The sequence below is a fragment of the Actinoplanes xinjiangensis genome (genome assembly GCF_003148685.1).
Taxonomy (GTDB): domain Bacteria; phylum Actinomycetota; class Actinomycetes; order Mycobacteriales; family Micromonosporaceae; genus Actinoplanes; species Actinoplanes xinjiangensis.
This window is the reverse complement of sequence record NZ_QGGR01000041.1, coordinates 35,745-59,108: the sequence shown is the minus strand read 5'-3', so window position 1 is coordinate 59,108 and position 23,364 is coordinate 35,745. Positions and strand designations below refer to the sequence as shown.

General features: G+C 71.7%; 21 protein-coding genes and 1 pseudogene. 19 read left to right on the top strand and 3 right to left on the bottom strand.

Annotation, left to right across the window (positions count from 1 at the left end):
• The first annotated feature begins 46 nt into the window (after positions 1 to 46).
• The 12 genes and pseudogenes from BC793_RS49300 to BC793_RS44910 all read left to right on the top strand — a co-directional run bounded on the left by BC793_RS49300 (position 47) and on the right by BC793_RS44910 (position 14,848).
• Positions 47 to 313 carry a hypothetical protein gene (locus tag BC793_RS49300; RefSeq protein ID WP_146246750.1) on the top strand — a complete coding sequence of 89 codons (267 nt, stop codon included), beginning with the start codon at positions 47 to 49 and terminating at the stop codon, positions 311 to 313.
• 26 nt (positions 314 to 339) lie between these two features.
• Positions 340 to 1,164: a TlyA family RNA methyltransferase gene (locus BC793_RS44960; RefSeq protein ID WP_109602765.1), complete on the top strand. Its 825-nt coding sequence runs from the start codon at positions 340 to 342 to the stop codon at positions 1,162 to 1,164.
• Positions 1,161 to 2,048 carry an NAD kinase gene (locus BC793_RS44955; protein ID WP_109602764.1) on the top strand — a complete coding sequence of 296 codons (888 nt, stop codon included), beginning with the start codon at positions 1,161 to 1,163 and terminating at the stop codon, positions 2,046 to 2,048. The genes BC793_RS44960 and BC793_RS44955 overlap by 4 nt, the downstream gene beginning before the upstream one ends.
• Before the next feature lie 51 nt (positions 2,049 to 2,099).
• Positions 2,100 to 3,857, top strand: a complete 1,758-nt coding sequence (gene recN / locus BC793_RS44950) for a DNA repair protein RecN (protein WP_109602763.1) — start codon at positions 2,100 to 2,102, stop codon at positions 3,855 to 3,857.
• Between the two features lie 53 nt (positions 3,858 to 3,910).
• Complete coding sequence (gene steA / locus BC793_RS44945; protein ID WP_203896626.1) at positions 3,911 to 5,104, top strand: putative cytokinetic ring protein SteA; 1,194 nt, start codon at positions 3,911 to 3,913, stop codon at positions 5,102 to 5,104.
• A 7-nt stretch (positions 5,105 to 5,111) separates the two neighbouring features.
• Positions 5,112 to 6,071, top strand: coding sequence for a copper transporter (locus BC793_RS44940; protein WP_109602762.1), 960 nt, complete (start codon positions 5,112 to 5,114; stop codon positions 6,069 to 6,071).
• A 25-nt stretch (positions 6,072 to 6,096) separates the two neighbouring features.
• Positions 6,097 to 6,924 (top strand): hypothetical protein, encoded by an 828-nt coding sequence (locus tag BC793_RS44935; protein WP_109602761.1) that lies wholly within the window; start codon positions 6,097 to 6,099, stop codon positions 6,922 to 6,924.
• A pseudogene (gene murJ, locus BC793_RS44930) lies at positions 6,921 to 8,664 on the top strand (murein biosynthesis integral membrane protein MurJ); the annotation flags it as partial. The gene BC793_RS44935 and the pseudogene murJ, both read left to right, overlap by 4 nt.
• Positions 8,665 to 8,899: 235 nt before the next feature.
• A complete protein-coding gene (locus BC793_RS44925; protein WP_109602759.1) occupies positions 8,900 to 10,012 on the top strand; it encodes a glycosyltransferase family 4 protein in 1,113 nt (370 codons plus the stop codon).
• A gap of 290 nt (positions 10,013 to 10,302) precedes the next feature.
• Positions 10,303 to 12,453, top strand: coding sequence for a hypothetical protein (locus BC793_RS44920; RefSeq protein ID WP_307784600.1), 2,151 nt, complete (start codon positions 10,303 to 10,305; stop codon positions 12,451 to 12,453).
• Positions 12,454 to 12,546: 93 nt separating this feature from the next.
• Positions 12,547 to 14,268: a CTP synthase gene (gene pyrG, locus BC793_RS44915; protein ID WP_428839542.1), complete on the top strand. Its 1,722-nt coding sequence runs from the start codon at positions 12,547 to 12,549 to the stop codon at positions 14,266 to 14,268.
• A gap of 1 nt (position 14,269) precedes the next feature.
• On the top strand, positions 14,270 to 14,848 hold the full coding sequence (locus BC793_RS44910; protein ID WP_109602757.1) for an NUDIX domain-containing protein: 579 nt from the start codon (positions 14,270 to 14,272) through the stop codon (positions 14,846 to 14,848).
• A gap of 39 nt (positions 14,849 to 14,887) precedes the next feature.
• On the opposite strand, the gene BC793_RS44905 is transcribed toward BC793_RS44910, so the two are convergent.
• On the bottom strand, positions 14,888 to 16,045 hold the full coding sequence (locus BC793_RS44905; protein ID WP_109602778.1) for a macrolide family glycosyltransferase: 1,158 nt from the start codon (positions 16,043 to 16,045) through the stop codon (positions 14,888 to 14,890).
• Positions 16,046 to 16,161: 116 nt separating this feature from the next.
• On the opposite strand from BC793_RS44905, the gene BC793_RS44900 reads away from it, so the two are divergent.
• Genes BC793_RS44900 through BC793_RS44890 form a run of 3 tightly spaced genes read left to right on the top strand, consistent with a single transcriptional unit; the run spans position 16,162 to position 17,628 of the window.
• Entirely contained in the window at positions 16,162 to 16,734 is a 573-nt protein-coding gene (locus tag BC793_RS44900) for a TetR/AcrR family transcriptional regulator (RefSeq protein WP_239170681.1), read from the top strand.
• Positions 16,735 to 16,774: 40 nt separating this feature from the next.
• Positions 16,775 to 17,191: a VOC family protein gene (locus BC793_RS44895; RefSeq protein ID WP_109602755.1), complete on the top strand. Its 417-nt coding sequence runs from the start codon at positions 16,775 to 16,777 to the stop codon at positions 17,189 to 17,191.
• 41 nt (positions 17,192 to 17,232) lie between these two features.
• The gene (locus BC793_RS44890; RefSeq protein ID WP_109602754.1) at positions 17,233 to 17,628 is read left to right on the top strand and encodes a PPOX class F420-dependent oxidoreductase; all 396 of its coding nucleotides are present in this window, start codon (positions 17,233 to 17,235) and stop codon (positions 17,626 to 17,628) included.
• Here BC793_RS44890 and BC793_RS44885 read toward each other — a convergent pair.
• Both BC793_RS44885 and BC793_RS44880 read right to left on the bottom strand, forming a co-directional pair.
• Positions 17,618 to 18,148: an SAM-dependent methyltransferase gene (locus BC793_RS44885; protein WP_239170683.1), complete on the bottom strand. Its 531-nt coding sequence runs from the start codon at positions 18,146 to 18,148 to the stop codon at positions 17,618 to 17,620. The genes BC793_RS44890 and BC793_RS44885 overlap by 11 nt on opposite strands.
• A gap of 100 nt (positions 18,149 to 18,248) precedes the next feature.
• The gene (locus tag BC793_RS44880; RefSeq protein WP_109602752.1) at positions 18,249 to 19,457 is read right to left on the bottom strand and encodes a barstar family protein; all 1,209 of its coding nucleotides are present in this window, start codon (positions 19,455 to 19,457) and stop codon (positions 18,249 to 18,251) included.
• Between the two features lie 90 nt (positions 19,458 to 19,547).
• On the opposite strand from BC793_RS44880, the gene ald reads away from it, so the two are divergent.
• From ald to BC793_RS44860, 4 genes are all read left to right on the top strand, one after another.
• A complete protein-coding gene (gene ald, locus BC793_RS44875; protein WP_109602776.1) occupies positions 19,548 to 20,663 on the top strand; it encodes an alanine dehydrogenase in 1,116 nt (371 codons plus the stop codon).
• Complete coding sequence (locus BC793_RS44870) at positions 20,660 to 21,574, top strand: site-specific tyrosine recombinase XerD (RefSeq protein ID WP_109602777.1); 915 nt, start codon at positions 20,660 to 20,662, stop codon at positions 21,572 to 21,574. Before ald ends, BC793_RS44870 begins: the two co-directional genes overlap by 4 nt.
• A 113-nt stretch (positions 21,575 to 21,687) precedes the next feature.
• On the top strand, positions 21,688 to 22,620 hold the full coding sequence (locus BC793_RS44865) for a ParA family protein (protein WP_109602751.1): 933 nt from the start codon (positions 21,688 to 21,690) through the stop codon (positions 22,618 to 22,620).
• Positions 22,621 to 22,630: 10 nt separating this feature from the next.
• Positions 22,631 to 23,299, top strand: a complete 669-nt coding sequence (locus tag BC793_RS44860; protein WP_109602750.1) for a zinc metalloprotease — start codon at positions 22,631 to 22,633, stop codon at positions 23,297 to 23,299.
• The last annotated feature ends 65 nt before the right edge of the window (positions 23,300 to 23,364 follow it).

Genomic DNA, 23,364 nt, shown 5'->3' with positions numbered 1-23,364 from the left:
GCCGCCCGGCGGTCTCCCACCGGGCGTCCCGCAGTCAGTGCGACCGGTGTCCGACCAGGGCGCTTCGCAGGCTGCGCGGCCGCTGTCCGACCCGGGCGCGCCGCAGGCGGTGCGGTCGGGATCCGAGCCGGGCGCTTCGCAGACAGTGCGGCCGGGGGCCGAGCCGGGCGGGGAGGACACCGGTCACCCCGCCGTGGACGCGGTGCTACGGTCGCTCGCCAACGCCGCGCGGCTGGCACCGGCCGAGCAGATAGCCGAGTACGAGGCCGCGCACCAGGTGCTCCAGGACACCCTGGCCAGCATCGACCGCTGAACGACCGTACAGAATAAAGGAAATCGATGGCCCGCCGTGCGCGTCTCGACGCCGAGCTCGTCCGACGCAAGCTCGCCCGCTCCCGGGAGCAGGCCGCCGCGCTCGTCGCGGCCGGTCGTGTGCAGGTGCGCGGTACCGCCGCGCTGAAGGTCGCCGCCATGGTCGATCCGGCCGACCCGATCGTGGTGTCCGGTGAGGATCCGAAGGACGAGTACGTGTCCCGCGGCGGCCACAAGCTGGCCGGGGCCCTGGCGGCGTTCGCTCCCGGCGGGCTGACCGTGTCCGGACGGCGTTGCCTGGACGCGGGCGCGTCCACCGGCGGGTTCACCGATGTGCTGCTGCGCGCCGGGGCCCGGCAGGTGGTGGCGGTGGACGTCGGGTACGGCCAGCTGGCCTGGCCGATCCGCAACGACGACCGGGTGGTGGTGCAGGAGCGCACCAACGTCCGGGCGATCACACCCGAGTCGATCGGTGGCACGGTCGATCTGACGGTGGCGGATCTGTCGTTCATCTCGCTGCGGCTGGTGCTGCCCGCGCTGTCCGCCTGCACCGGCCCGGACGGCGACCTCGCGCTGATGGTGAAGCCGCAGTTCGAGGTCGGTCGGGAGAAGGTCGGCTCGGGTGGTGTGGTCCGTGACTGGCGGCTGCGCGCCGAGGCGGTGTCGGACGTGGCGTCGGCCGCCGCCGGGCTGGGGCTGGGGGTGGCGGACGTGACCGCGAGCCCGCTGCCGGGTCCCAGTGGCAACGTGGAGTTCTTCGTGTGGTTCCGGCGGGACGCCCCGCCGGCTGATCCGGCCCGGATCGAAGCTGTCGTCGAAGCTGGACCCGTTCCCCTGCTGGAGGAGAAATGACGCGCTCGGCCCTGCTGGTGACGCACACCGGGCGCCGGCAGAGTACCCAGCACGCCCGTGCGGTGGCGCTGGATCTGATCGCCGCCGGTTTCGAGGTCCGGGTGATCGCCGAGGAGATCGACGACCTGGAGCTGCCCCCGGGGGTGGAGCCGGTGGTCGGCCCGGACGCGGCCGAGGGTGTGGAGATCGTGCTGGCGCTCGGCGGTGACGGCACCATCCTGCGTGCCGCCGATCTGGCCCGGCCGGCGAAGGCACCGCTGCTCGGGATCAACCTGGGCAAGGTCGGTTTCCTCGCCGAGACCGAGATCGATCACATCGACCACGCGGTCGCCGAGGTGGTGGCCGGTGACTACGCCGTCGACGAGCGGCTGACGCTGGACGTCCGGGCGGAGTACGACGGCCGCCTGATCGCCGAGTCGTGGGCGCTCAACGAGGTGACTGTGGAGAAGGGCCAGCGGGCCCAGATGCTCGAACTGATGGTGGACGTGGACGGCCGCCCGCTGTCCCGGTACGGCTGCGACGGTGTGGTGTGTGCCACACCGACCGGGTCGACGGCGTACGCGTTCTCGGCCGGTGGACCGGTGGTCTGGCCCGAGGTGGAGGCGCTGCTGCTGGTGCCGATCAGTGCGCACGCACTGTTCTCCAAACCGCTGGTCACCGCACCGACGTCGACGTTCGTGCTGACGGTCGACCCGTACACGTCTTTTGCGGTGTTGTGCTGTGACGGTCGCCGGACCTGGGATCTGCCGCCCGGCTCGCAGGTGACGGTCGAAAGGGGTCAGCTCCCGGTTCGTCTGGTCCGGCTGGCGCCGCGTCCGTTCACCGACACGCTGGTCGCGAAGTTCGGTCTGCCGGTCGTCGGATGGCGCGGGAATCGACGCTGATCAGACCTCCGCCGTTGGGCAATTGTCGGGGGCTCCCGATACTGTCTGGCTGTGCTGGAGGAACTGCGCATCACCGGGCTCGGCGTCATCGACGACACGACGCTGCGGCTCACGTCGGGAATGAATGTGATCACCGGCGAGACCGGCGCCGGTAAGACCATGGTGGTGACCGGTCTCGGGCTGCTCTTCGGTGGCCGGGCCGACGCCGGGCGGGTCCGCGCCGACCCGGGCCGGGCCGTGGTCGAGGGCCGGCTGAAACTGCGCGGCACCCTGGGTGACGCGGTGCGGACCCGGGTCACCGACGCCGGCGGTGAGGTCGACGACGACGGTTCGATCCTGCTGAGCCGCACGGTGACGGCCGAGGGCCGGTCCCGGGCACACGTCGGCGGCCGGAGCATGCCGGTGTCGACGCTGAGCGAGCTGGGCGAGCAGATCCTGGCCGTGCACGGCCAGTCCGACCAGCTGCGCCTGCTGCGCCCGTCGGAGCAACGGTCCGCGCTCGACCGGTTCGCCGGCCCACCGCACGAGAAGCTGATCGACTCCTACAAGGAGGCGTTCAGCCGGTGGCGGGCCGTGGTGGAGGACCTGGCCGATCGCCGGCGCAACGCGCGGCAGCGCTCGCAGGAGGCCGACCTGCTCAAACTCGGTCTCGACGAGATCACCCGGGTGGATCCGCAGCCCGGGGAGGACGACGATCTGCGTAACGAGGTGCAGCGGCTGGAGCACGCCGAGGGGCTGCGGGTCGCGGCCATCCTGGCGTCGCAGGCGCTGACCGGCGGCGTGGAGGCGGCCGACGACACCCCCGACGCGACCCAGCTGCTCGGTCTGGCCCGGCGGACCCTGGAGGGTCAGTCGGCGGTCGACTCGTCGCTCGGTGACCTGGCCGCCCGCCTGGAGGAGGCCGCCACCCTGGTCGGTGACGTCGCCTCGGAGCTGTCGGCCTACCTGGGCACGCTCGACGCCGATCCGGCCCGGCTGGAGGCGATCTACGAGCGGCGGGCCGCGCTGCGGGCCCTGACCCGCAAATATGCCGACGACATCGACGGCGTGATCGCCTGGGCGGAGAACGCGCGGACCAAGCTGAGCGTGCTGGACTCCTCCGACGAGCTGCTCGATGAGCTGGACAAGGAGCGGCAGCGGCTGGAGGCGACGGTCGGCGAGCTGGCCGGGCGGCTGACCGCGGCCCGTCGGGAGGCGGCCGGACGGTTCTCCGAGGCGGTCAGCGTCGAGCTGGCCGGGCTGGCGATGCCGCATTCGCGGGTCGAGGTGGCGGTGCTCACCCGGGCGCCGTCGCGGGACGAGCCGGCCGTCACCGTCGACGGCGAGACCCTGGCCGCCGGGCCGGACGGCGCCGACGAGGTGGAGCTGCGGCTGCACGCCCACCCGGGTGCCCCGGCCCTGCCCCTGCAGAAGGGTGCGTCCGGTGGTGAGCTCTCCCGGGTGATGCTGGCCATCGAGGTGGTGTTCGCCGGTGCCGGCGGGCCGCCGACGCTGGTGTTCGACGAGGTCGACTCGGGTGTCGGCGGGACGGCCGCGGTGGAGATCGGGCGGCGGCTGGCGCGGCTCGCACGTACCCATCAGGTGTTGGTCGTGACGCACCTGCCGCAGGTCGCGGCGTTCGCCGATCGTCACCTGGTGGTCGCGAAAGACACCGGTGGGGCGATCACGACGAGTGGTGTGCGCATTGTGGAAGAAACGGAACGAGCCCGGGAATTGTCCCGGATGCTAGCTGGTCTGCCCGATTCCGACCTGGGCATTGCGCATGCCGAGGAGCTACTCTCCGTGGCCGCACGGGAGAAACGCGCCTGATAAAGGTGAGCTGGCGCATGTCGCGGGGGCCCCGGGTGCGGGGGCATGTCAGGATGGCCGGGATGCGACTTCCCATTCCCACCCTCCGCCGGACTAGGAGCGTCGACCCTGGTCCGGTCTCCGGCGTGGTCCGGCTGGACCGGCGGACCAAGCGCCTGACCGGCCGGCTGCGCCCCGGTGAGATCGCCGTGATCGATCACGTCGACCTGGACCGGGTCGCCGCCGACTCGCTGGTCGCGTCCGGGGTCATGGCGGTGCTCAACGCGAAGCCGTCGATCTCCGGGCGGTATCCGAACCTGGGTCCCGAGGTGCTGATCCAGGGCGGGGTGATCCTGGTCGACGAGCTCGGCGAGGACGTCTTCGCCCGCCTCCGCGAGGGGCAGACGGTCAGCATCGAGGGCGATGTGGTGCTGCTCGACGGCGAGCCGGTCGCCACCGGTGTCCGGCAGGACGCGGAGACCGTCGCCAAGTCCATGGCCGACGCCCGCGAGGGCCTGTCGGTGCAGCTCGAGGCGTTCGCCGCGAACACCATGGACTACCTGAAGCAGGAACGTGATCTGCTGCTCGACGGTGTCGGCGTGCCCGATGTGCAGACCCGGATCGGCGGGCGGCACGTGCTGATCGTGGTGCGCGGCTACGACTACAAGGAGGACCTGGAGGTTCTCCGGCCGTACATCCGGGAGTACAAACCGGTCCTGATCGGTGTCGACGGCGGCGCGGACGCGCTGGTGGAGAACGGCCACACCCCCGACATGATCATCGGTGACATGGACTCGGTCACCGACGACGTGCTGCGCTGCGGCGCCGAGATCGTGGTGCACGCCTATCCCGACGGGCGGGCCCCCGGGCTCAAGCGGGTGGAGAATCTGGGTGTCGACGCGCTGACCTTCCCGGCCGCGGCGACCAGTGAGGATTTGGCGATGCTGCTCGCCGACGAGAAGGGCGCGTCCCTGATCGTGGCCGTCGGCACGCATGCCAACCTGGTCGAGTTCCTGGACAAGGGGCGCGGCGGCATGGCGTCGACGTTCCTGACCCGGCTCAAGGTGGGCGGCAAACTGGTCGACGCGAAAGGTGTGAGCCGGCTCTACCGGCAGAGCATCTCCGGGTCGGCGGTACTGCTGCTGGTGCTGTCCGCGATCGCGGCGATGGCGTCCGCGGTGGCGGTGTCCACGGTGGGGAAGGCATACCTCACCGTCGTGTCCGAGTGGTGGGACAATCTGCTCTTCCAGCTCGGCAATCTCTTCTGAGGGCGTTGTGATCAACTTCCGGTACCACGTGGTGTCGCTCACCGCGGTCTTCCTCGCGCTGGCGATCGGCCTGGTGGTCGGCACCGCCGCGCTCAACGGCCCGGTCTCGGAGAACCTCCGTAACAACCTGGAGGCTCTCAACAAGGACAACAATGTCCGCCGGGAGCAGGTCAACCAGCTCAACGAGTCGGTCAACCGCAGCCAGGAGTTCGCCAGTCAGATCGCGCCGGGCCTGCTCAGCGGCAAGCTGACCGGCCGCAAGATCGCCGTGGTGGCGCTGCCGGGCACCGAGGACCACACCGAGGGTGTCGTCAAGATGCTCACCGTGGCCGGTGCGACGATCACCGCCCGGGTGCGGGTGGAGGACAAGTTCTTCGACCCGAAGACGATCAACGATCTGCTGCTCCTGGTCGACGAGCTGTCCGAGCCGAGCATCTCGACGGCCAACCTGCCGCTCAACAGCGACGGTGTCGAGACGGCCAGCGCGATGCTCGCTCTCACCCTGTTCCAGGGGACACCCAGCACGCCGAGCACGCCCGCGCCCGGCACGCCCACGGCTGAGGACGTGACCGCGGTGCTGGCCGCCTTCGCTCAGTCCGGCTACCTCACCGCCGAGGACGGCGCGACCGGCGGCGCCGAGGCGATCGTCCTGATCGCCGGGGTGCCCGCCACCGACAACGAGGCGGAGAAGAAGAGCCGGTACGCGTTGACCATGGCCGAGCAACTCGGACTGACCCCCCGGATGCTGGTGGTCGCCGGGGACAACGCGGGAGAGGGAAATCTCGTCTCCGGGATCCGCAACGATCCGAAGCTGGTCCAGGAGATCTCCACGGTGGACAACGTGAACACCGTGCAGGGACAGGTCACGACCGCCCTGGTCACGGTCGAGCGGGTGGTGCAGAACAAGGTCGGGCAGTACGGTCTGGCCGCGGGCGCCACGTCGATCGTGCCTTCGGCCGCCCCCTAGCCGGTCCGGTCTAGACTCTGCGGCCATGGCCTACCTCCGTTCCTCCGCCCTCGGCGCCCTTGTCGCACGTAGCGTGCTCGGCTGGGTGCGCCGCGATCCGCAGGCCCGTGAGCTGGAGCGGACCAACTTCCACGGCCGTACCGTGACGCTCGCCGGCGGCCCGGCCCTCGCGGTGGGTGCCACCGTCGGCGCCGTTTCGGGCGCGGCCACCGGCCGGCTCGGCGCGGCGGCGGCCATCGCCGGAGCGGTCAGCGGCGCGGTCGGTTTCTACGACGACGTCGCCGGCAACCGGCCCGAGCAGAAAGCGGCCAAGGGCTTCGCCGGTCACCTGGGCGCGCTGCGCGAGGGCTTCGTCACCAGTGGTCTCGTCAAGATCGTCGGAGTGGGCGCGGCGGGTCTCGCGGCGTCCGCGCTGATCGGCAGCGGCCGCCGCACCGGGTTCGGCCGTGGTGTCGACGTGCTCCTCGGCGCCGGTGTGATCGCCGGCTCCGCCAACCTGATCAACCTGCTCGACCTGCGGCCGGGCCGGGCGCTCAAGGCCGGCGCGGTCCTCGGGGCGCCGCTCGCGGTGGGCCGTAACGCCTCGATGACCGCGGGCATGCTCGGCGCGGGTGCCGCCCTGCTGCCGGACGACCTCGGCGAGGAGATCATGCTCGGCGACGCCGGGGCGAACGCGTTCGGCGCGCTGCTCGGGGTGGCGTTCGTGGCCCGCAGCGGGACGGCCGGGCGGGCGGCGGCGCTCGCCGGACTGGCCGCGCTCACCGCGGCCAGCGAGAAGGTCAGCTTCACCAAGGTCATCCAGGACACCCCGTGGTTGCGCGCCCTCGACGATCTCGGCCGCCGTCCCCGGTGACGCGGCCCTCCGACACCGGCGCGGCTGCCGCGTCTCCGGCTTCGTCCGGGCCCCCGGTCACTTCCGGACCCTCCAGGGGTACGGCGGGCAGGCTCGCCGGTGCCGCCGCGCTGATCTCGATCCTCACCATCCTGGCCAGGCTCGCCGGCTTCGGCCGGACCACGGTGTTCCTCTACACGGTCGGCAACGGTGAGGTGGACGGCGGCCTCGCCAGCCTCTACCTGGCCGCCAACCTGATCCCGAACATCGTGTTCGAACTCGCCGCCGGCGGGGCCCTGGCCAGTCTCGTGGTGCCGCTGCTGGCCGGTGCGGTCGCGACCGGGGACCGGGACCGCGCCGACCGGATCACGTCCGCCCTGCTGACCTGGGTGCTGGTGCTGACCGTCCCGCTGACGGTGGTGCTGCTGCTCGTGGCGGGCCCGGTCGCCGGACTGCTCGGCGACGTGCCGCCGGAACAGCAGGAGGTCGCCGCGCGGATGCTGCGGATCTTCGCACCGCAGCTGCCGCTCTACGGCGTCGGGATCGTGCTGACCGGTGTCCTCCAGGCGCACCACCGCTTCGCCTGGCCGGTGATCGCGCCGCTGCTGTCGAGCCTGACGGTGATGACGGCCTACCTCACCTATGCCGGGATCGACGGGGCGCGGAGCGGGTTCGCCGGCCTGAGCCGGGCCGGTGAGCTGACGCTGTCGGTGGGCACCACCCTCGGGGTCGTGGCGCTCAGCCTCTGCCTGGTGATCCCGGTGAGCCGGCTCGGGCTGCGGCTGCGGCCGTCGTTCCGTTTCCCCGGCGAGGAGGGGCGGCAGGCGGTACGGCTCGGCTGGGCCGGTGCGGTGACGGTCGGAGCCCAGCAGGTGGTGGCCGCACTGATCGTCGGCCTGGCCGCGCTGCAGATGACGCCCTACAGCACGGCGCAGACCCTGTTCCTGCTGCCGTGGGCGGTGCTCGCGGTCCCGCTGGCGACCGCGGTCTATCCACGGTTGTCCGCGGCGGTCGCGCGGGGTGACGAGGCGGGTTATGCCACCTCGCTGGCCGGTACCGCCCGTTCCGTGGTGCTGCTGGCCGGCCTCGGCATCGCCGCGCTGGCCGGTCTCGCCGTCCCGATGACCGCACTGATGGGCGCACCGAACGCGGCACCCGGCGTGATCGGGTTCGCGCCCGGCCTGCTCGGCTACGCACTGTTCGCGCTGCTGTCCCGGGCCCTCTACGCGCGGGGGGCGACGGTGGCCGCCGCGGTGGCCTCGGCCGTGGGATGGCTCACCGCCGCTGCGGTCGTGATCGTCGTCACGGCGGCGCCGGTTCCGGGGGGCGAGGTGTTCGGTCTCGGGCTCGCCAACGCGATCGGCATGACCGTGACCGGACTGCTGCTGGTCCTGGCCGTCCGCCGCGCCGCCGGGCCCGCCGCGCTGGCCGGTCTCAGCCGGGCGCTGATCACCGCGGTACTCGCGGCAGCCGCCGCCGGCGCCGCCGGGTGGGGTGCGGTGGCCGGTCTGCGGGCGGCTTTCTGGCCCACCCCGGGCGTGCTGGGCAGCCTCGTTGAGGGCATGCTGGGCGGTGTGGCGGTCGCCGTGGTGTTCCTCGGCGTCGCCTTCGTGCTGGACCGGCGTGATCTCGGCCCACCGGCGGCGGCCCTGGCCGGACGGCTCCGCAGATAGGGGACGGACAGCCGGGTTCCCGGGCGGCACGCCGACCCGGATGCAGGATCCCGGCCGGCGGGGATGGGGATCCCAGCCGGTGCGGAGGCAAGATTCCGGCCGGTGGGGATCGGGATCTCGGCGGGTGCGGATGCAAGATTCCGGTCGCCGGGATCAGGATTCCCTGCGGTGCGGATGCAAGATCCTTGCCGGTACGGAGGGGGATTCCGGACGGTGCGGATGCAAGATCCTGGCCGGCGGTACCGGGGGGTGCGGGATCCTGCCCGATCCGGGTGCGAGATCCTGGCCGGGCCTTGGTAACGGACGAGAGGGGTTGGCGGGTCGTGAGCAGCGACGGGGAGTGGCGCGGCTCGGTCGTGCTGGTGGTGGCGTCCAGTACCGGCGGGATCGGCCAGCACGTCGCCTCCCTGGCCCGCGGTCTGGTCGCCACCGGCTGCCGGGTGCTGGTGTGCGGGCCGTCCGCGGTCGACCAGCACTTCGGGTTCACGGCGAGCGGCATCGACTTCGCGGTGGTGGAGATCCCGGCCGACCCCGGCCCGCAGGACTCCGGCGCGATCCGGCAGCTGCGCCGGGCGATCACGGGACGTGACGCCGAGGTGATCCACGCGCACGGGCTGCGGGCCGCTTTCGTGGCCTCGGTCGCGCGGACCGGCGTACCCCTGGTGGTCACCTGGCACAACGCGGTCCTCGCGCGTGGGCTGAAAGGCCAGGCCGGAGCCCTGCTGGAGCGGATCGTGGCGCGCAACGCCATGTTGACCCTCGGCGCCTCCGACGACCTGGTGCACCGGGCGGTGGCACTCGGCGCCCGCAACGCCCGGCTGGGCCCCGTCGCGACGTCCCAGCTGGCGCCGCCCAAGCGGACCCGGTCGGCGGTGCGTGCCGAGTTCGGGCTGCGCGGCGACACCCCGCTGATCCTGTCGGTCGGCCGGCTGCACCCGCAGAAACACCACGACCTGCTGATCGACGCCGCCGCCCGGTGGCGTGACCTCACCCCGGCCCCGGTCGTGGTGATCGCCGGCTCCGGGCCCAGCTACATGCCGCTGGCGCAGCGCGCGTCGATGCTGCACGCTCCGGTTCACCTGCTCGGGCACCGTACCGATGTGCCAGATCTGCTGCTCGGCGCCGACCTGGCGGTGATCACCAGCGACTGGGAGGCGCGGCAGCTGTTCGCGCAGGAGGCGCTGCACGCCGGGGTGCCGCTGGTCACCACGGCGGTCGGTGGGCTGCCCGGCCTGGTCGGCGACGCGGCGGTGCAGATCCCGCCGAATGATCTCGACGCGCTGGACGAGGCGGTCCGGCGGCTGCTCGGCGATCCGGCGTTGCGTGCCGACTACGCCGCCCGCGGGCCGCGACAGGCCGCCGGCTGGCCGACCGAGGAGGACGTGGTGGCGGACGTGCTGTCGGGCTACGCAGAGGTCGCGGCGGTCCGCCGGTGACCGTGAACCCGGACCCGAACGGAACAGACCCGAATCAGACTGAACCGAACAAATCGGATCCGAGTAAGCCGGAGCCGAGCAAAGCGGAGCCGACCGAAAATGATCCGGCCGCATCGGGGCCGGAAGGGTCGGGGCCGGACCGGCCGGATCCTGGGAAACGGGAACCCGGACCGGCGCGACCCGCGGAAGCCGTCCCGGCGGTGAAGGCGGAGACGCCAAGGACCCTGCTAGACCGGTTACGGCGCGTCCGGAAACCCGGCACACCGCGCCGGCCGTTGGTAGCGGCGTGGGTGCCGTACCTGATGGTGGCTCTGGTCGCGGCAGCCAGCCTCGCCGTGCTCGCACTCCGGCCGGCCGAGCGGCAGCACGGCGGCGACGCCGACTACGTGGTGGTCGCGGCCGCGGCCGGCCTGCGCTGGGAGGACCTGGACCCGCAGCGCACCCCGGCACTGTGGCAGGAGGCGTCGAAAGGCTCGGTGGGCTGGCTGTCGGTGCGGTCGGCGCACGCGGTGACCTGCCCGTCGGACGGCTGGCTGACGCTGGGCGCCGGCAACTACGCGGCCTGGGACACCCGGGCCGTCTCCGGCCGCTGTCCGGCCGCGGAGCCGAGACTCGTCCGGCCGGACGGGATCGGCGCCAACCTCACCGACCAGCCGACCGTGGTCCGGACCAACCAGGACCGGTTGCCGTACGGTACGACGCCCGGCGCGCTGGCCGAGTCGGTGCGCTGCACGGTCGCCGTCGGCCCGGGTGCGGCGATCGCCGCGGCCCGCCCGTTCGGCCGGGTCGACCGTTACGTCCCCGAGCTTCCGGCCGAACCGGCCAGGCTGCTGCGCGACTGTGTCCTGAGCATCGTGGACCTGGGCACGATCAACGGTGCCGGTGCGGAGCGCCGGGCCGCGGTGGAGGCCGCCGACCGTACCCTCGCCCGGGTCCTCGCCGCCCGCCCTCCGCACTCGCTGATGCTGATCGCCGGGCTCGCCGACACCGAGGCCACCTCCCGCCTGCACGTGGCGATCGCCGAGGGTCCGGGCTGGGAGACCGGCTGGCTGACCTCGGCCGGCACCGGCCGGGAGGGCTACCTCCAGCTGGTCGATCTGGCCCCGACGGTGCTGGCGGCGCTCGGCAGGCCGGTGCCGGAGAAGCTGTTCGCCGGTTACCCCGCGGCGGTCTCGCCGGGCCGTACCGTTGATCCGGCCGGGGCCATGCAGGGCGGGCAGGACGCCGACCGGCGGGCGATCGCCCAGCGTGGTGTCGCCGAGATCTTCTTCACCGTGCTGGCGATCCTTCAGGCGGTCCTCTTCGTGGCGGTGATCCCGGTTCTGGTCCGGGCCCGCCGGCACGCCGGTCCGCTGGGCCCGCCGCTGCCGCCGCGCCGCCTGGTCGACCTGGCCGAGGCGGCGTTGCTGGCGGGTGGGCTGGCGATCCCGGCGGCGCTGCTCGCCGACGTGGTCCCATGGTGGAGCAGCGCGCATCCGGCCTGGATGTTCGGGTCGGCGACGGCCGCGCTGATGATCCTGGGGACGCTGCTGATCCGGCTGGCGCCGCGGTATCCGCGCACGTTGTGGCCGATGGCCGCGGCCGCCGCGGTGGCGGTGCTGGTGGTGACGGTGGACCTGGCGACCGGGGCGCGGTTGCAGCTGAACGGGGTGGCCGGCTATTCGGCGGTGCACGGCGTTCGTTATGCCGGGCTCGGCGGTGTCGGGCTGGGTGTGTTCGTGGCCGGGTTGTTCCTGCTGGCCGGCTCGCTGGCGCAGTGGGTGACCCGGCGCTGGCGGCCGCTGGTCATGGTGATCTTCGGTGGCCTGGGTGTGGTGATGGTCGGCAGTGGCCACATGGGCGCGGATCCGGTGGGCGCGATCGCGGTGACCGCCGGGGCGTGTGTGGCGGCGGCGATCAGCACCGGTGGCTGGCTGACCTTCCCGCGGATCGCGTGGGCGGCGCTGACCGGTGTCGTGGTGACCATCACGTTCGCGGTGCTCGACCTGCGGCGGGCGCCGTTGGAGCAGGGCACGCTGGGCCGGTTCCTGACCTCGCTGGCCGACGGTACGGCCGGGCCGTCGGTGCAGCGGGCCGCGGCCGCGAACGGGCAGGCGCTGGTGGACAGTCCGCTGACCCTGCTGGCTCTGCTGGGCGCGGCGATGCTGGCGTTCTGCCAGTTCTCCCCGTGGGGCGGCCTGAACCGGGTCTACGGCCTGCATCCGGCGGTCCGGGGCGGGGTGGCCGGGACCGCGGTGGCGACGGTGATCGCCGGGGTGCTCGGTGGCACGGCTCTCGGATCGGCCGGTGCGGCGGCCGCCGCGGCGGTGCCGGTGGCGGTGCTGACGGCGCTGCGGGTGCTGTTGCACGCCGCCGACCGGACGCCGCCACCGGGTGAGACGGACGGGCCGGGCGGGCCGTTACTACGTAAATCCGACGATGATCCGGTAACCGTCTCATGACACGCACGCCCACCAGCCCGAACGTGGAGCTGCCGACAAACAGTGTTACGGTGAACTCCCGTGGATGGGGTCCTGCCCCGGCCGCAAGAACCGATGAAACGGCGACCACGGGAGCGGGCCTTGGCCTCAACAGTGCGCGACACGCGGCACATCTTCGTCACCGGGGGCGTCGCCTCCTCGCTGGGTAAGGGCCTCACCGCCTCCAGCCTCGGCAATCTGCTCACCGCCCGCGGTCTGCGCGTCGTGATGCAGAAGCTGGACCCCTACCTGAACGTCGACCCGGGGACGATGAACCCGTTCCAGCATGGTGAGGTCTTCGTCACCGAGGACGGGGCGGAGACCGACCTCGACGTCGGTCACTACGAGCGATTCCTGGACCGTGACCTCTCCGGCAAGGCGAACGTGACGACCGGCCAGGTCTACTCGGCGGTCATCGCCCGGGAGCGGCGTGGCGAGTATCTCGGTGACACCGTCCAGGTCATCCCGCACATCACGAACGAGATCAAGAGCCGGATCTTCGCGATGGCCGACCCGGACGAGAACGGCAACGTCCCGGACGTGGTGATCACCGAGGTCGGCGGCACGGTCGGCGACATGGAGTCCCTGCCGTTCCTGGAGGCGATCCGTCAGGTCCGCCACGAGGTCGGCCGGGACCACGTCTTCTACCTGCATGTGTCGCTGGTGCCCTACCTGGCCCCGTCGGGTGAGCTGAAGACCAAGCCCACCCAGCACTCGGTGGCCGCGCTGCGCAACATCGGTATCCAGCCGGACGCCCTGATCTGCCGCAGTGACCGGGAGATCCCGGAGAAGATGAAGCACAAGCTCGCGCTCTACTGCGACGTCGACGTCGAGGCCGTCATCGCCTGCCCGGACGCGCCGAGCATCTACGACATCCCGAAGGTGCTGCACGACGAGGGCCTGGACGCGTATGTGGTGCGCCGTCTGGGGCTGTCCTTCCGGGACGTCAACTGGAAGACGTGGAACGACCTGCTGGAGCGGGTGCACCACCCGAAGCGCACGATCACGATCGCGCTCGTCGGCAAGTACGTCGATCTGCCGGACGCGTACCTGTCGGTCAGCGAGGCGATCCGGGCGGCCGGCTTCGGTAACACCGTGAAGATCCAGCTGCGGTGGGTGCCGAGCGACGACTGTGTCACCCCGGCCGGCGCCGCGGCCGCTCTGAAGGGCGCCGACGGCATCGTCATCCCGGGCGGCTTCGGCGTGCGCGGCATCGAGGGCAAGGTCAACACGTCGCGGTACGCCCGGGAGAACCGGATCCCGATCCTCGGCCTGTGCCTGGGTCTCCAGTGCATGACCATCGACGCCGCCCGCAACCTGGCCGGGCTCGCCGGTGCCAACTCGGTCGAGTTCGACGAGAAGGCGTCCTACCCGGTCATCTCGACGATGGCCGACCAGGAGGACATCGTCGCGGGCAAGGGTGATCTGGGCGGCACGATGCGGCTCGGCGCCTACCCGGCGAAGCTGAAGGAGGGCTCGATCGTCGCCGAGGTGTACGGCGCGACGAGCATCTCCGAGCGGCACCGGCACCGCTACGAGGTGAACAACGACTTCCGCGACAAACTGGCGCAGTCCGGTCTGGTGTTCTCCGGCACGTCCCCGGACGGGCGGCTGGTCGAGTTCATCGAGCTGGACCGGGAGGTGCACCCGTACTTCGTGGCGACCCAGGCGCACCCGGAGCTGAAGAGCCGCCCGACCCGGCCGCACCCGCTCTTCGACGGCCTGGTCAAGGCGGCGATCGTGTATGCGGCGGCGGACGAGCTGCCGGTCGAGATCGACGTCCCCGAGGCCTCCTGAGATGGGTTTCGCCCACGAGACGGTGTCCCGGGCCGAGCGGTACCACGGCGCGATCTTCTCGGTCTACACCGACCAGGTCACCATGTCCGACGGCAGCACCGCGGCCCGCGACGTGGTGGAGAACCGCGGCGCCGTCGTCGTGGTCGCGCTCGACGAGCAGGACCGGGTGGTGCTGATCAAGCAGTACCGGCACCCGGTCGGCCGGCACCTGTGGGAGCTGCCGGCCGGGCTGCGTGACGTGGTCGGTGAGGACGAGACGCTCACCGCGGCCCGGGAGCTGGCCGAGGAGGTCGACCTCACGGCCGGCCGGATCGACCGGCTGATCGATCTGCACACCTCGCCCGGCTTCGCCGACGAGTCGGTCCGGGTCTTCCTCGCCCGCGACCTGGCTCCGGTGCCCCCAGCGGACCGGCACGAGCGGACCGCCGAGGAGGCCGACCTGGAGGTGCGCCGCGTCGACCTGGACGAGTGTGTCGCCATGGTCTTCCGCGGCGAGATCACCAACGCGGCCGCGGTCGCCGGCGTCCTGGCCGCGGCACGGGCCCGCGACACCGGCTGGACCGTCCTCCCGGCCGCCTGACGTCACGCCGCGGCGTTCCCGTACCGGCACCGCGCCGGCCTACCTGAGCGCCGCGGCGTTCTCCACGAGCGTCGCGGCGTACCCGGCTCCGCTGTTGGCTCGTAGTTCCCGGCTGATCCCGGCGCTCGCCCGGCGTACCTCCGGGTCGTTGATCAGGTCCTGGAACGTCTCCCGCAGCTGCGCCGCGCTGATCGCGGTGTCGATCTGCCGGGCCACCCCCAGTTCGACCAGTCGTTCGGCGTTGCCGAACTGATCGGCGGCCTGCGGCGCGACGAGCATCGGCGTGCCGCAGTACAGACCTTCGACCGAGCCGCCCATGCCGCCGTGGGTGAGGAACGCGTCGGCCTGGCGCAGGATCCGCAGCTGCGGCACCCAGCGGTGGACCTCGACGTTGGCCGGTACCTCACCGAGCACCGCCTCGTCGACGTGTCTGCCGATCTGGAGCACGATGTGCCAGCCGGGCAGGCCGGCGAACGCCGTCACACAGGTGCGGTAGAAGTCCGGGTGGTCGGTGAACGTGGAGCCGAGCGAGACGAGCAGCACGTTCTCCGCGTCCGCGGGCCGGGTCCAGTCGCCCTGGTCGGCGCGGTCGCCGAGGATCGGGCCGGCGAACCGGAAGACCTTCTCGTCGACGCGGTCGGCGTACGGCTGCATGGCCCGGGGGATCAGGACCAGCCCGCGGTCGGGGCGGCCCTGGAAGACGGCGCTGTCGGTGATCGTCGACTTCTGATCGGTCAGCCACCGCTCGAACCGCTCGTAGTAGGCGGCGCCGCGCGGGTCGGCCCGCATCTGCTCGATCATCGGTCCCATCTCCCGCTCGTAGCCGTCCCAGGCGACGAACGTGGGGGAGACCTGCATCGACGGGATGCCCCACTGCTCGGCCAGCAGGCGGGCCGGTGCTCCGGCGATGTCGTAGAGGAACAGGTCGGGCCGGTCGCCGGAGTAGGCGTCGCGCAGCTGCGGGAGCATCGCGATCGCGTCGTCCAGGAACAGTGTCAGGTGGTCGATCATGTCGCCGTCCCAGTCGTCGCCGGCGGGAAGCCTCGACCGGTACGGCTTGAGTTCGGCGCCCACCGCCTCGACGGCCGCGGCCCAGGACGGATCGTTGGCGTAGGTGACCCGATGGCCGCGGGCGACCAGCTCACGGATGACCTCGATGCTCGGGTTGACGTGGCCGGGGAACGGGATGCTGACCATGGCGATGTGCACGGGAACGGTTCCTTTCAATGAACGAGACGAGACGTAGCGTCTCGTTAAATCCCGCCACTGTCAAGACGAGACGTTGCGTCTCGTTCTGCGATACGCTCGGCGCCGTGCCCACTCCCGATCCCGGCCGTCGCAGCGAACGCGCCCGCAAGGCGATCCTCGACGCGACCCTCGCCCTGCTCCACGAGTCCGGCTATCCCGACCTCACGGTGGAGAAGATCGCCGCCCGCGCCGGTGTCGGCAAGCAGACCATCTACCGGTGGTGGTCCGGGCGCGGTGCGGTGGTCCTCGACGCCCTGGTCGAGGAGATCGGCGAGGCCGGGCCGCCGGCGCTGCCCGACACCGGCGACCTGGAAGCCGACCTGCGCCTCGTCGTCCGTGCCATCGTCGCCGAACTCGCCGACCCGCGGCTCTCGGTCACCACCCGGGCCCTGACCATCGAGACGCTGTCCAGCGAGACGTTCGCCACGACGATGCGCGACCGGCTTCTGCGGCCCCAGCTCGACACCATCAAGGACAGACTGCGCGGGCGGGTACGCGAGGACGTCGACCTGGACCAGGCCGTCGAGCTGCTAATCGGGCCGATGTACCACCGCTGGATGATGCGCACCGGCCCGCTCACCGAGGCGTACGCGGACGGGATCGTCGACCTGGCGCTGGCGGCACTGCGGCCCCGGTGAGTACGCATCAACATCCTGGCGGGTGGGTACGCCCGGAGGTATGACCGTGCCGAAGCTCCGGGCCTTCGTGCTCGACACCACCGACGCCCGCAGGCTCGCCGAGTTCTACCGCGAGCTGCTCGACCTGGAGTACCGCGAGGGCGACGAGCCGCCTCCCGCGGGCTCGGACGATCCGCGCGGCCGCGACTGGTTGCAGCTGCGGGCCCGCGACGGCGGCTTCCAGCTGTCCTTCCAGCAGACCACGGGGGTACGCCCGACGAGCTGGCCGGGCGACGAGATCCCCCAGCAGGCCCACCTGGACACGTCGGTGTCCTCCGTCGACGAGCTGAACGAACAGCACGGCCGCATCCTGTCGCTGGGTGCCACGCTCCGCTTCGACCGTTCCGACGACCCGGAAGAGCCCCTGCGCGCCTACGCCGACCCCGACGGGCACATCTTCTGCGTATTCGTCGGCTGACCCGTTGACCTCAACCTAGATCGAGGTTGCAGGCTGGGCGGATGACCTTCACCGCGCTGGAACTCGAATATCTCGCCGGGCAGGCGCTCGGCCGGCTGGCCACGGTGCAGCCGGACGGGACGCTGCAGGTGAGCCCGGTCGGGTTCGCCTGGAACCCGGACACCTCCACGATCGACATCCGCGGCTTCAACATGGCGGCGAGCCGCAAGTTCCGGAACGTGGCCGCCAACGGCCGGGTCGCCTTCGTCGTCGACGATCTGCCGTCGACCGACCCGTGGCGGGTCCGCTGCGTGGAGATCCGCGGCCACGGCGAGGCCGTCGACGGGCCGGACGCGATCATCCGCATCCACCCGCGGCGGGTGATCTCCTTCGGTGTCGGCGAGCCGGACACCGAACCGCACCGCCTGACCGTGCACAGGCGGGACGTCAGCGCTTGACGGCTATGCCCCCGGACATCTGGACGTGGAAGTCGTCGGGGGTGGGGCCGGTGGGGCGCCACCGGCTGACCAGGGTCACACCCGGGTCGACCAGGTCGAGGTCGCGGAACAGGCGGCGGACCTCGTCGTCGGTGCGGGGCCTGGCCGGGATGCCGCGGGCCGTGTAGGCCTTCGCGCCGAGGACGGCCTGCTCGTTGTGGGCGGTCACGGTGGAGATCGCGAGGGCGCTGCCGGGGGCGAGGGGCTCCAGGAGAGCGTCGATGATCCGGTACGCCTCCGCATCGTCGGTGATGAACTGCAGAATCGCCAGCAAGCTGATCGCTATCGGACGGCTGAAGTCGAAGGCGCGGACCTCGGGACAGGACAGGTCGGCGTCCAGATAGGCGGTGGAGCCGTGCGATGACGAGGTGAGCAGGGCGCGGGCGTGCACCAGGACGATCGGGTCGTTGTCGACGTAGACCACCCGTGAAGCCGGGTCGACGCCCTGCACCACCTCGTGCAGGTTCGGTGCGGTGGGCAGGCCGGTGCCGATGTCGAGGAACTGGCGGATGCCCAGGTCGGCGGCGATCGACCGCCATGGCAGAAATCTACCTGGCCCCCTGCGTTCCGGGCAAAATCGGTCAGCGCAGCTCTACGTCGACTCCGGAGTCGGCCAGGTAGACGAGCAGGTCGTCCATCGTGACGGCCGGGGTCCACCAGCGCCGGTCGTAGCCGGGCACCAGGTGCCTGCGCGCCACCTCGGAGTCGTGCCAGACCAGCCGGAACCCGGGGGCCGCACCCCAGCCGCCGTTGGCGCAGTCGTGCAGGGCGCCGAGGTTCCACCCGAAGTAGCCGCCGGGGCCGTTGACCGCCTCACCGATGGCGCAGAAGAACCCCTCGACGTCGGTGATGTGCCGCCCGGCCATGTGATAGCGGGTGCCCGCCGGCCGGTCGGGACGCTGCTCGTGATGGGCCAGGGCGACTCCGGCCCACTCGTGGCGCAGGTCCGCGTCGTACTCGGCCCACTCACCGTGCACGTCCGGGCGCCCGGCCCGCCAGCGCTGCCAGACGGTGCGCGCCCCGGCCGGGCGGGGACCACCGATCGCGTCGCCGTAGGTGGGCTGCAGGGTGACGTCGACCAGGCCGTCGCCCAGACGCGACGGCCGTACCTCCGCGACCTCGGCCCCCAGGCCCGCACCGACCATGCCGACCGCCGTACCGTCCCGGTCGACGCTGAAGATCGAACCCTGGATCCAGCGGCGCCGCGGGGCCGCGCCGCGGCGCAGCGCGTCGAGGGCGCGCTGCAACGGCGGCTCCGGCCGGCAGCCGATCAGGGAGGCACCGCGCGGCGCCGGTGCCGGACGGGACCGGAACACCCCGGCCACCTCACGGCACAGCCCGAAGTCCTCCTCGCCGTCACCGGTGACGCCGACCAGCAGATACCCGTCGGCGTCCGGTGCCTTGTCGGCGCCGCGGGCGAACCGGGCCAGTTCCTCGATCCGCAGCCGGCCCTCCAGCGTCACGTCGAGCAGCCCCCGGCCCAGGGCGGACGGGCGGGTGTCCAGGACCGTGATGTCCAGCAGCTCCTCGGCGCAGTGCCAGCAGTGGACCGGATGCTTGGACTGCGGCGGATGGATGGCGTCCAGGCCGACGTTGCCCAGCCAGGCGGGGCCGTCGCCGTCGCACGCCGCGGCCAGCCGGCCGGCCGGCTCGCAGCCCAGCAGGGTGTACCGCTCGACCGGTGGCCGGGGCACCTCGACGAACAGACCGTCGATGTCGGAGCAGGCGGCGATCACGAGTTCACCGTCGTCGGTGTTCTGGTCCACCAGAAGCCAGGGAAAGCCGCTCATCGGGTGGAACCGTACAGCCCGGACCGCCGACCGGGGGATACCGGTGCACGAAACCGCATGCAGCAGCAGGTCAGGGGTAACGTCCGGCAGATGAAGGTCGGCATTCCCTCCGAGGTCAAGAACAACGAGTTCCGGGTGGCGATCACCCCGGCGGGCGTCTACGAACTCACCCGTAACGGTCATGACGTGGCCGTCCAGTCCGGAGCCGGGGCCGGCTCCTCGATCAGCGACGCCGACTTCCGGGCGGCGGGGGCGGTGATCCTGCCGGACGCCGACGAGACGTGGGGTTTCGGCGATCTGATCCTCAAGGTCAAGGAACCGGTGGCCGAGGAGTACCACCGGATGCGCCCGGGCCAGGTGCTCTTCACCTACCTGCATCTGGCGGCCTCGAAGGAGTGCACGGACGCGCTCGTGGAACGCCGGGTGACCGGGGTGGCGTACGAGACGGTCGAACTGCCGGACCGCTCGCTGCCACTGCTCGCCCCGATGTCCGAGGTCGCCGGCCGGCTCGCCCCACAGGTCGGGGCCTATCACCTGATGCGGCAGGGCGGCGGGCGCGGCGTGCTGATGGGCGGCGTCCCCGGGGTGTACGCGGCGAAGGCCGTGGTGATCGGGGCGGGCGTGTCCGGGCTGAACGCGGCCGCGATCGCCCTCGGTATGCAGGCCGAGGTGCTGCTGCTGGACAAGAACGTGGCCCGGCTGCGGGCGGTCGACGCGGACTATCGCGGGCACATCCAGACGATCGCGTCGAACGCGTACGAGATCGAGAAGGCCGTGCTCGACGCCGACCTGGTGGTGGGCGCGGTGCTGGTGCCCGGCGCGAAGGCCCCGAAGCTGATCTCCAACGACCTGGTGTCGCGGATGAAGCCGGGCAGCGTGCTCGTGGACATCTCCATCGACCAGGGCGGCTGCTTCGAGGACTCACGGCCGACCACACACGACGACCCGACCTACCGGGTGCACGAGTCGATGTTCTACTGCGTCGCGAACATGCCCGGGGCGGTGCCGCACACCAGCACCTACGCGCTCACGAACGTCACTCTGCCGTACGCTCTGGAACTGGCCAACCGCGGCTGGCGCGGCGCCCTGCGCGCCGATCCCGCGCTCGCCGCCGGTCTGAACACGTTCGACGGCGAGGTGGTCTACGGGCCGGTCGCGGAGGCACACGGGATGCCCTCGATACCCCTGACGGAGGTGCTCCGCTGAGTCTCGAGCGGGCGATCAAGAGCTATCTGGACCACCTGACCGTGGAACGCGGGCTGTCCCGCAACACCCTCGCGTCCTACCGCCGAGACCTGGACCGTTACGCCGAAGGGCTGGCGGCCGAGGGGATCGGCGACCTCGCCGGCGTGCGGCCCGCGCACGTCGCCGGGCATCTGGCCCGCCTCCGCGAGGAGGGCCTGGCGTCGGCGTCGGCGGCGCGGGCCATCTCGGCGGTCCGCGGGCTGCACCGGTTCGCGGTCCGCGAACGGCTGGCGGCGACCGACCCGGCCGCGGAGGTACGGCCACCCGCCCCGCCCCGGCGGCTGCCCAAGGCCCTGGACGTCGACCAGATCGGCCGGCTGCTCGCGGTTCCCGACGCCGACTCACCGCTCGGCCTGCGCGACCGGGCGCTGCTGGAGTTCCTCTACGGCACCGGGGCGCGGATCTCCGAGGCGGTCGGCGCGGACATCGACGACCTCGACCTGGAGACCGATCCGGCGGTGATCCTGCGGGGCAAGGGCGGCCGCACCCGGGTGGTCCCGGTCGGCGGTTACGCGCGGGCCGCGGTGCAGGCCTATCTGGTACGGGCCAGGCCCTCGCTGGCCGAGTCGGGCCGGGGCACGCCCGCCGTGTTCCTGAACGCCCGCGGCGGACGGCTGTCCCGGCAGAGCGCGTGGACGGTCCTGCACCGCTGCGCCCTGGCCGTGGGTCTTCCGGTGGACGGCCCGTACGCGGTGAGCCCGCACACGCTGCGTCACTCCTACGCGACACATCTGCTCGACGGCGGCGCCGACGTACGGGTGGTGCAAGAACTGCTGGGACACGCCTCGGTCACCACGACGCAGGTGTATACCCTGGTGACCGTCGAACGCCTCCGCGAGGTGTACGCGACCGCACACCCGCGGGCTCGTTAGAGGCTATGGATGCGTGGGCGCGACACGCCGAACGGCTGAACCCTTTCGGGGCGGGGCGCGTGGCGTACAGTCGGGCATCGGCTCCGGCTGCGAGTCGAAGGGGGGCGAGGAACATGTCAGGGAACGGCCAGCGTGCGGAGGCCTGGACCTCCGCCCTCCGCGAACAGCAGAATTCCCTGGATCTCGGTGCCGACCTGGGTCCCGCCGACCCCACGGCCTACACCATGCGCCGCCCGATCCCCGAGCCGATGCCGAAGGACCGGCACGGCCCGGCCCGCATCATCGCCCTGGCGAACCAGAAGGGTGGTGTCGGTAAGACGACCACCACCATCAACCTGGGCGCGGCGCTCGCGGAGTACGGGCGCAAGGTCCTCCTCGTCGACTTCGACCCGCAGGGTGCCTGCTCGGTCGGCCTCGGTGTCAACCCGCACAACCTGGACCTGAGCGTCTACAACCTGCTCATGCAGGACGACGTCGCCACCGAGGACGTCATCATCAAGTCCGATGTGGCCGGGCTGCACCTGCTGCCCGCCAACATCGACCTGTCGGCGGCCGAGATCCAGCTGGTCAACGAGGTCGCCCGGGAGATGGCGCTGGCCCGCGCGCTGCGCTCGGTCCGTAAGGAGTACGACTTCATCCTGATCGACTGCCAGCCCTCCCTGGGCCTGCTGGCGATCAACGCGCTGACCATCGCGCACGGGGTGCTCATCCCCCTGGAGTGTGAATTCTTCTCCCTCCGTGGTGTGGCGCTGCTCCTCGACACCATCGACAAGGTGCGCGAGCGGCTCAACTTCGACCTCGAACTCGAGGGCATCCTCGCCACCATGTATGACTCCCGCACCACCCACTGCCGCCAGGTGCTCCAGCGTGTGGTGGAGGCGTTCGGCGACAAGGTGTACCAGACGGTCATCACCAAGACGGTCAAGTTCCCCGAGTCGACCGTGGCGGGCGCCCCGATCACTACGCTGGACCCGGCGTCGTCCGGCGCCCGTAACTACCGCCAACTCGCTCGCGAGGTCATTGCCGCCCAGGCAGATCGAGGCTAGGTCACGTACCGTGCTCTTCGCTCTCGGCGAACCCGTGGCGTTCGTCGCCCTGGTGTTCTCCTTCCTGCTCGGCCTGGCGCTGCGTGCCGTCGCCATGAGGTTCACGGCCCGCGTCGTCGGGCTCGGTGACGGCCGCCCACTGGTCCGGTTCAGCCCCCGCCACGACATCGACCCGTTCGGGGCGGTGGCGGCCGCGATCGGTGGCATGGGCTGGGGCCGCCAGCTGACGGTCGACGAGGTGCCCCGCTGGCGTGGCCGGGGCCGGGCCGCCGCGGTGTTCGCCGCCGGGCCGGTCGCGTGCATCCTCGCCGGTGAGCTGATCATCGCCGGGTTCGCCCTGGTCCACCCGACGTTGGCGCTGGCCGTGCTGAACCCGGGGGAGATCCTGCGCGGCTCCCCGATGCCGATCGCCGAGCAGGTGGCGCTGTCACTGGGCACCGGGTTGCTCGCGTTCGGCCTGCTGGCGCTCATCCCGATCCCGCCGCTGGACGGTTTCGGCATCCTGTGGAACGCGCTGCGTAAACCGGGCCCGAGCATGGCCTGGATGCGGCTGTGGTTCGAGGACAAGAACATCGGCGCGCTGATCCTGCTGGTGTGCGCGTTCTTCCCCACGATGTACCCGATGCTGATGAGGATCATCGATCTCCTCGGCATCCTCTTCCTGCGAATCTGGGCCTGAAACCGCCTCCGATCCGTGGTTTCCGTGCCGCACGGCCGATCGCTCTGCTGATTTCTCCGTCGCCG

What these genes read in the sequence shown, in the direction of transcription:
- BC793_RS44960 (WP_109602765.1), top strand. Translation starts at nt 340, where the DNA reads ATGGCCCGCCGTGCGCGTCTCGACGCCGAGCTCGTCCGACGCAAGCTC.
- BC793_RS44955 (WP_109602764.1), top strand. Translation starts at nt 1,161, where the DNA reads ATGACGCGCTCGGCCCTGCTGGTGACGCACACCGGGCGCCGGCAGAGT.
- steA (WP_203896626.1), top strand. Translation starts at nt 3,911, where the DNA reads ATGGCCGGGATGCGACTTCCCATTCCCACCCTCCGCCGGACTAGGAGC.
- BC793_RS44935 (WP_109602761.1), top strand. Translation starts at nt 6,097, where the DNA reads ATGGCCTACCTCCGTTCCTCCGCCCTCGGCGCCCTTGTCGCACGTAGC.
- pyrG (WP_428839542.1), top strand. Translation starts at nt 12,547, where the DNA reads ATGAAACGGCGACCACGGGAGCGGGCCTTGGCCTCAACAGTGCGCGAC.
- BC793_RS44910 (WP_109602757.1), top strand. Translation starts at nt 14,270, where the DNA reads ATGGGTTTCGCCCACGAGACGGTGTCCCGGGCCGAGCGGTACCACGGC.
- BC793_RS44905 (WP_109602778.1), bottom strand. Translation starts at nt 16,045, where the DNA reads ATGGTCAGCATCCCGTTCCCCGGCCACGTCAACCCGAGCATCGAGGTC.
- BC793_RS44895 (WP_109602755.1), top strand. Translation starts at nt 16,775, where the DNA reads ATGACCGTGCCGAAGCTCCGGGCCTTCGTGCTCGACACCACCGACGCC.
- BC793_RS44890 (WP_109602754.1), top strand. Translation starts at nt 17,233, where the DNA reads ATGACCTTCACCGCGCTGGAACTCGAATATCTCGCCGGGCAGGCGCTC.
- BC793_RS44880 (WP_109602752.1), bottom strand. Translation starts at nt 19,457, where the DNA reads ATGAGCGGCTTTCCCTGGCTTCTGGTGGACCAGAACACCGACGACGGT.
- ald (WP_109602776.1), top strand. Translation starts at nt 19,548, where the DNA reads ATGAAGGTCGGCATTCCCTCCGAGGTCAAGAACAACGAGTTCCGGGTG.
- BC793_RS44865 (WP_109602751.1), top strand. Translation starts at nt 21,688, where the DNA reads ATGTCAGGGAACGGCCAGCGTGCGGAGGCCTGGACCTCCGCCCTCCGC.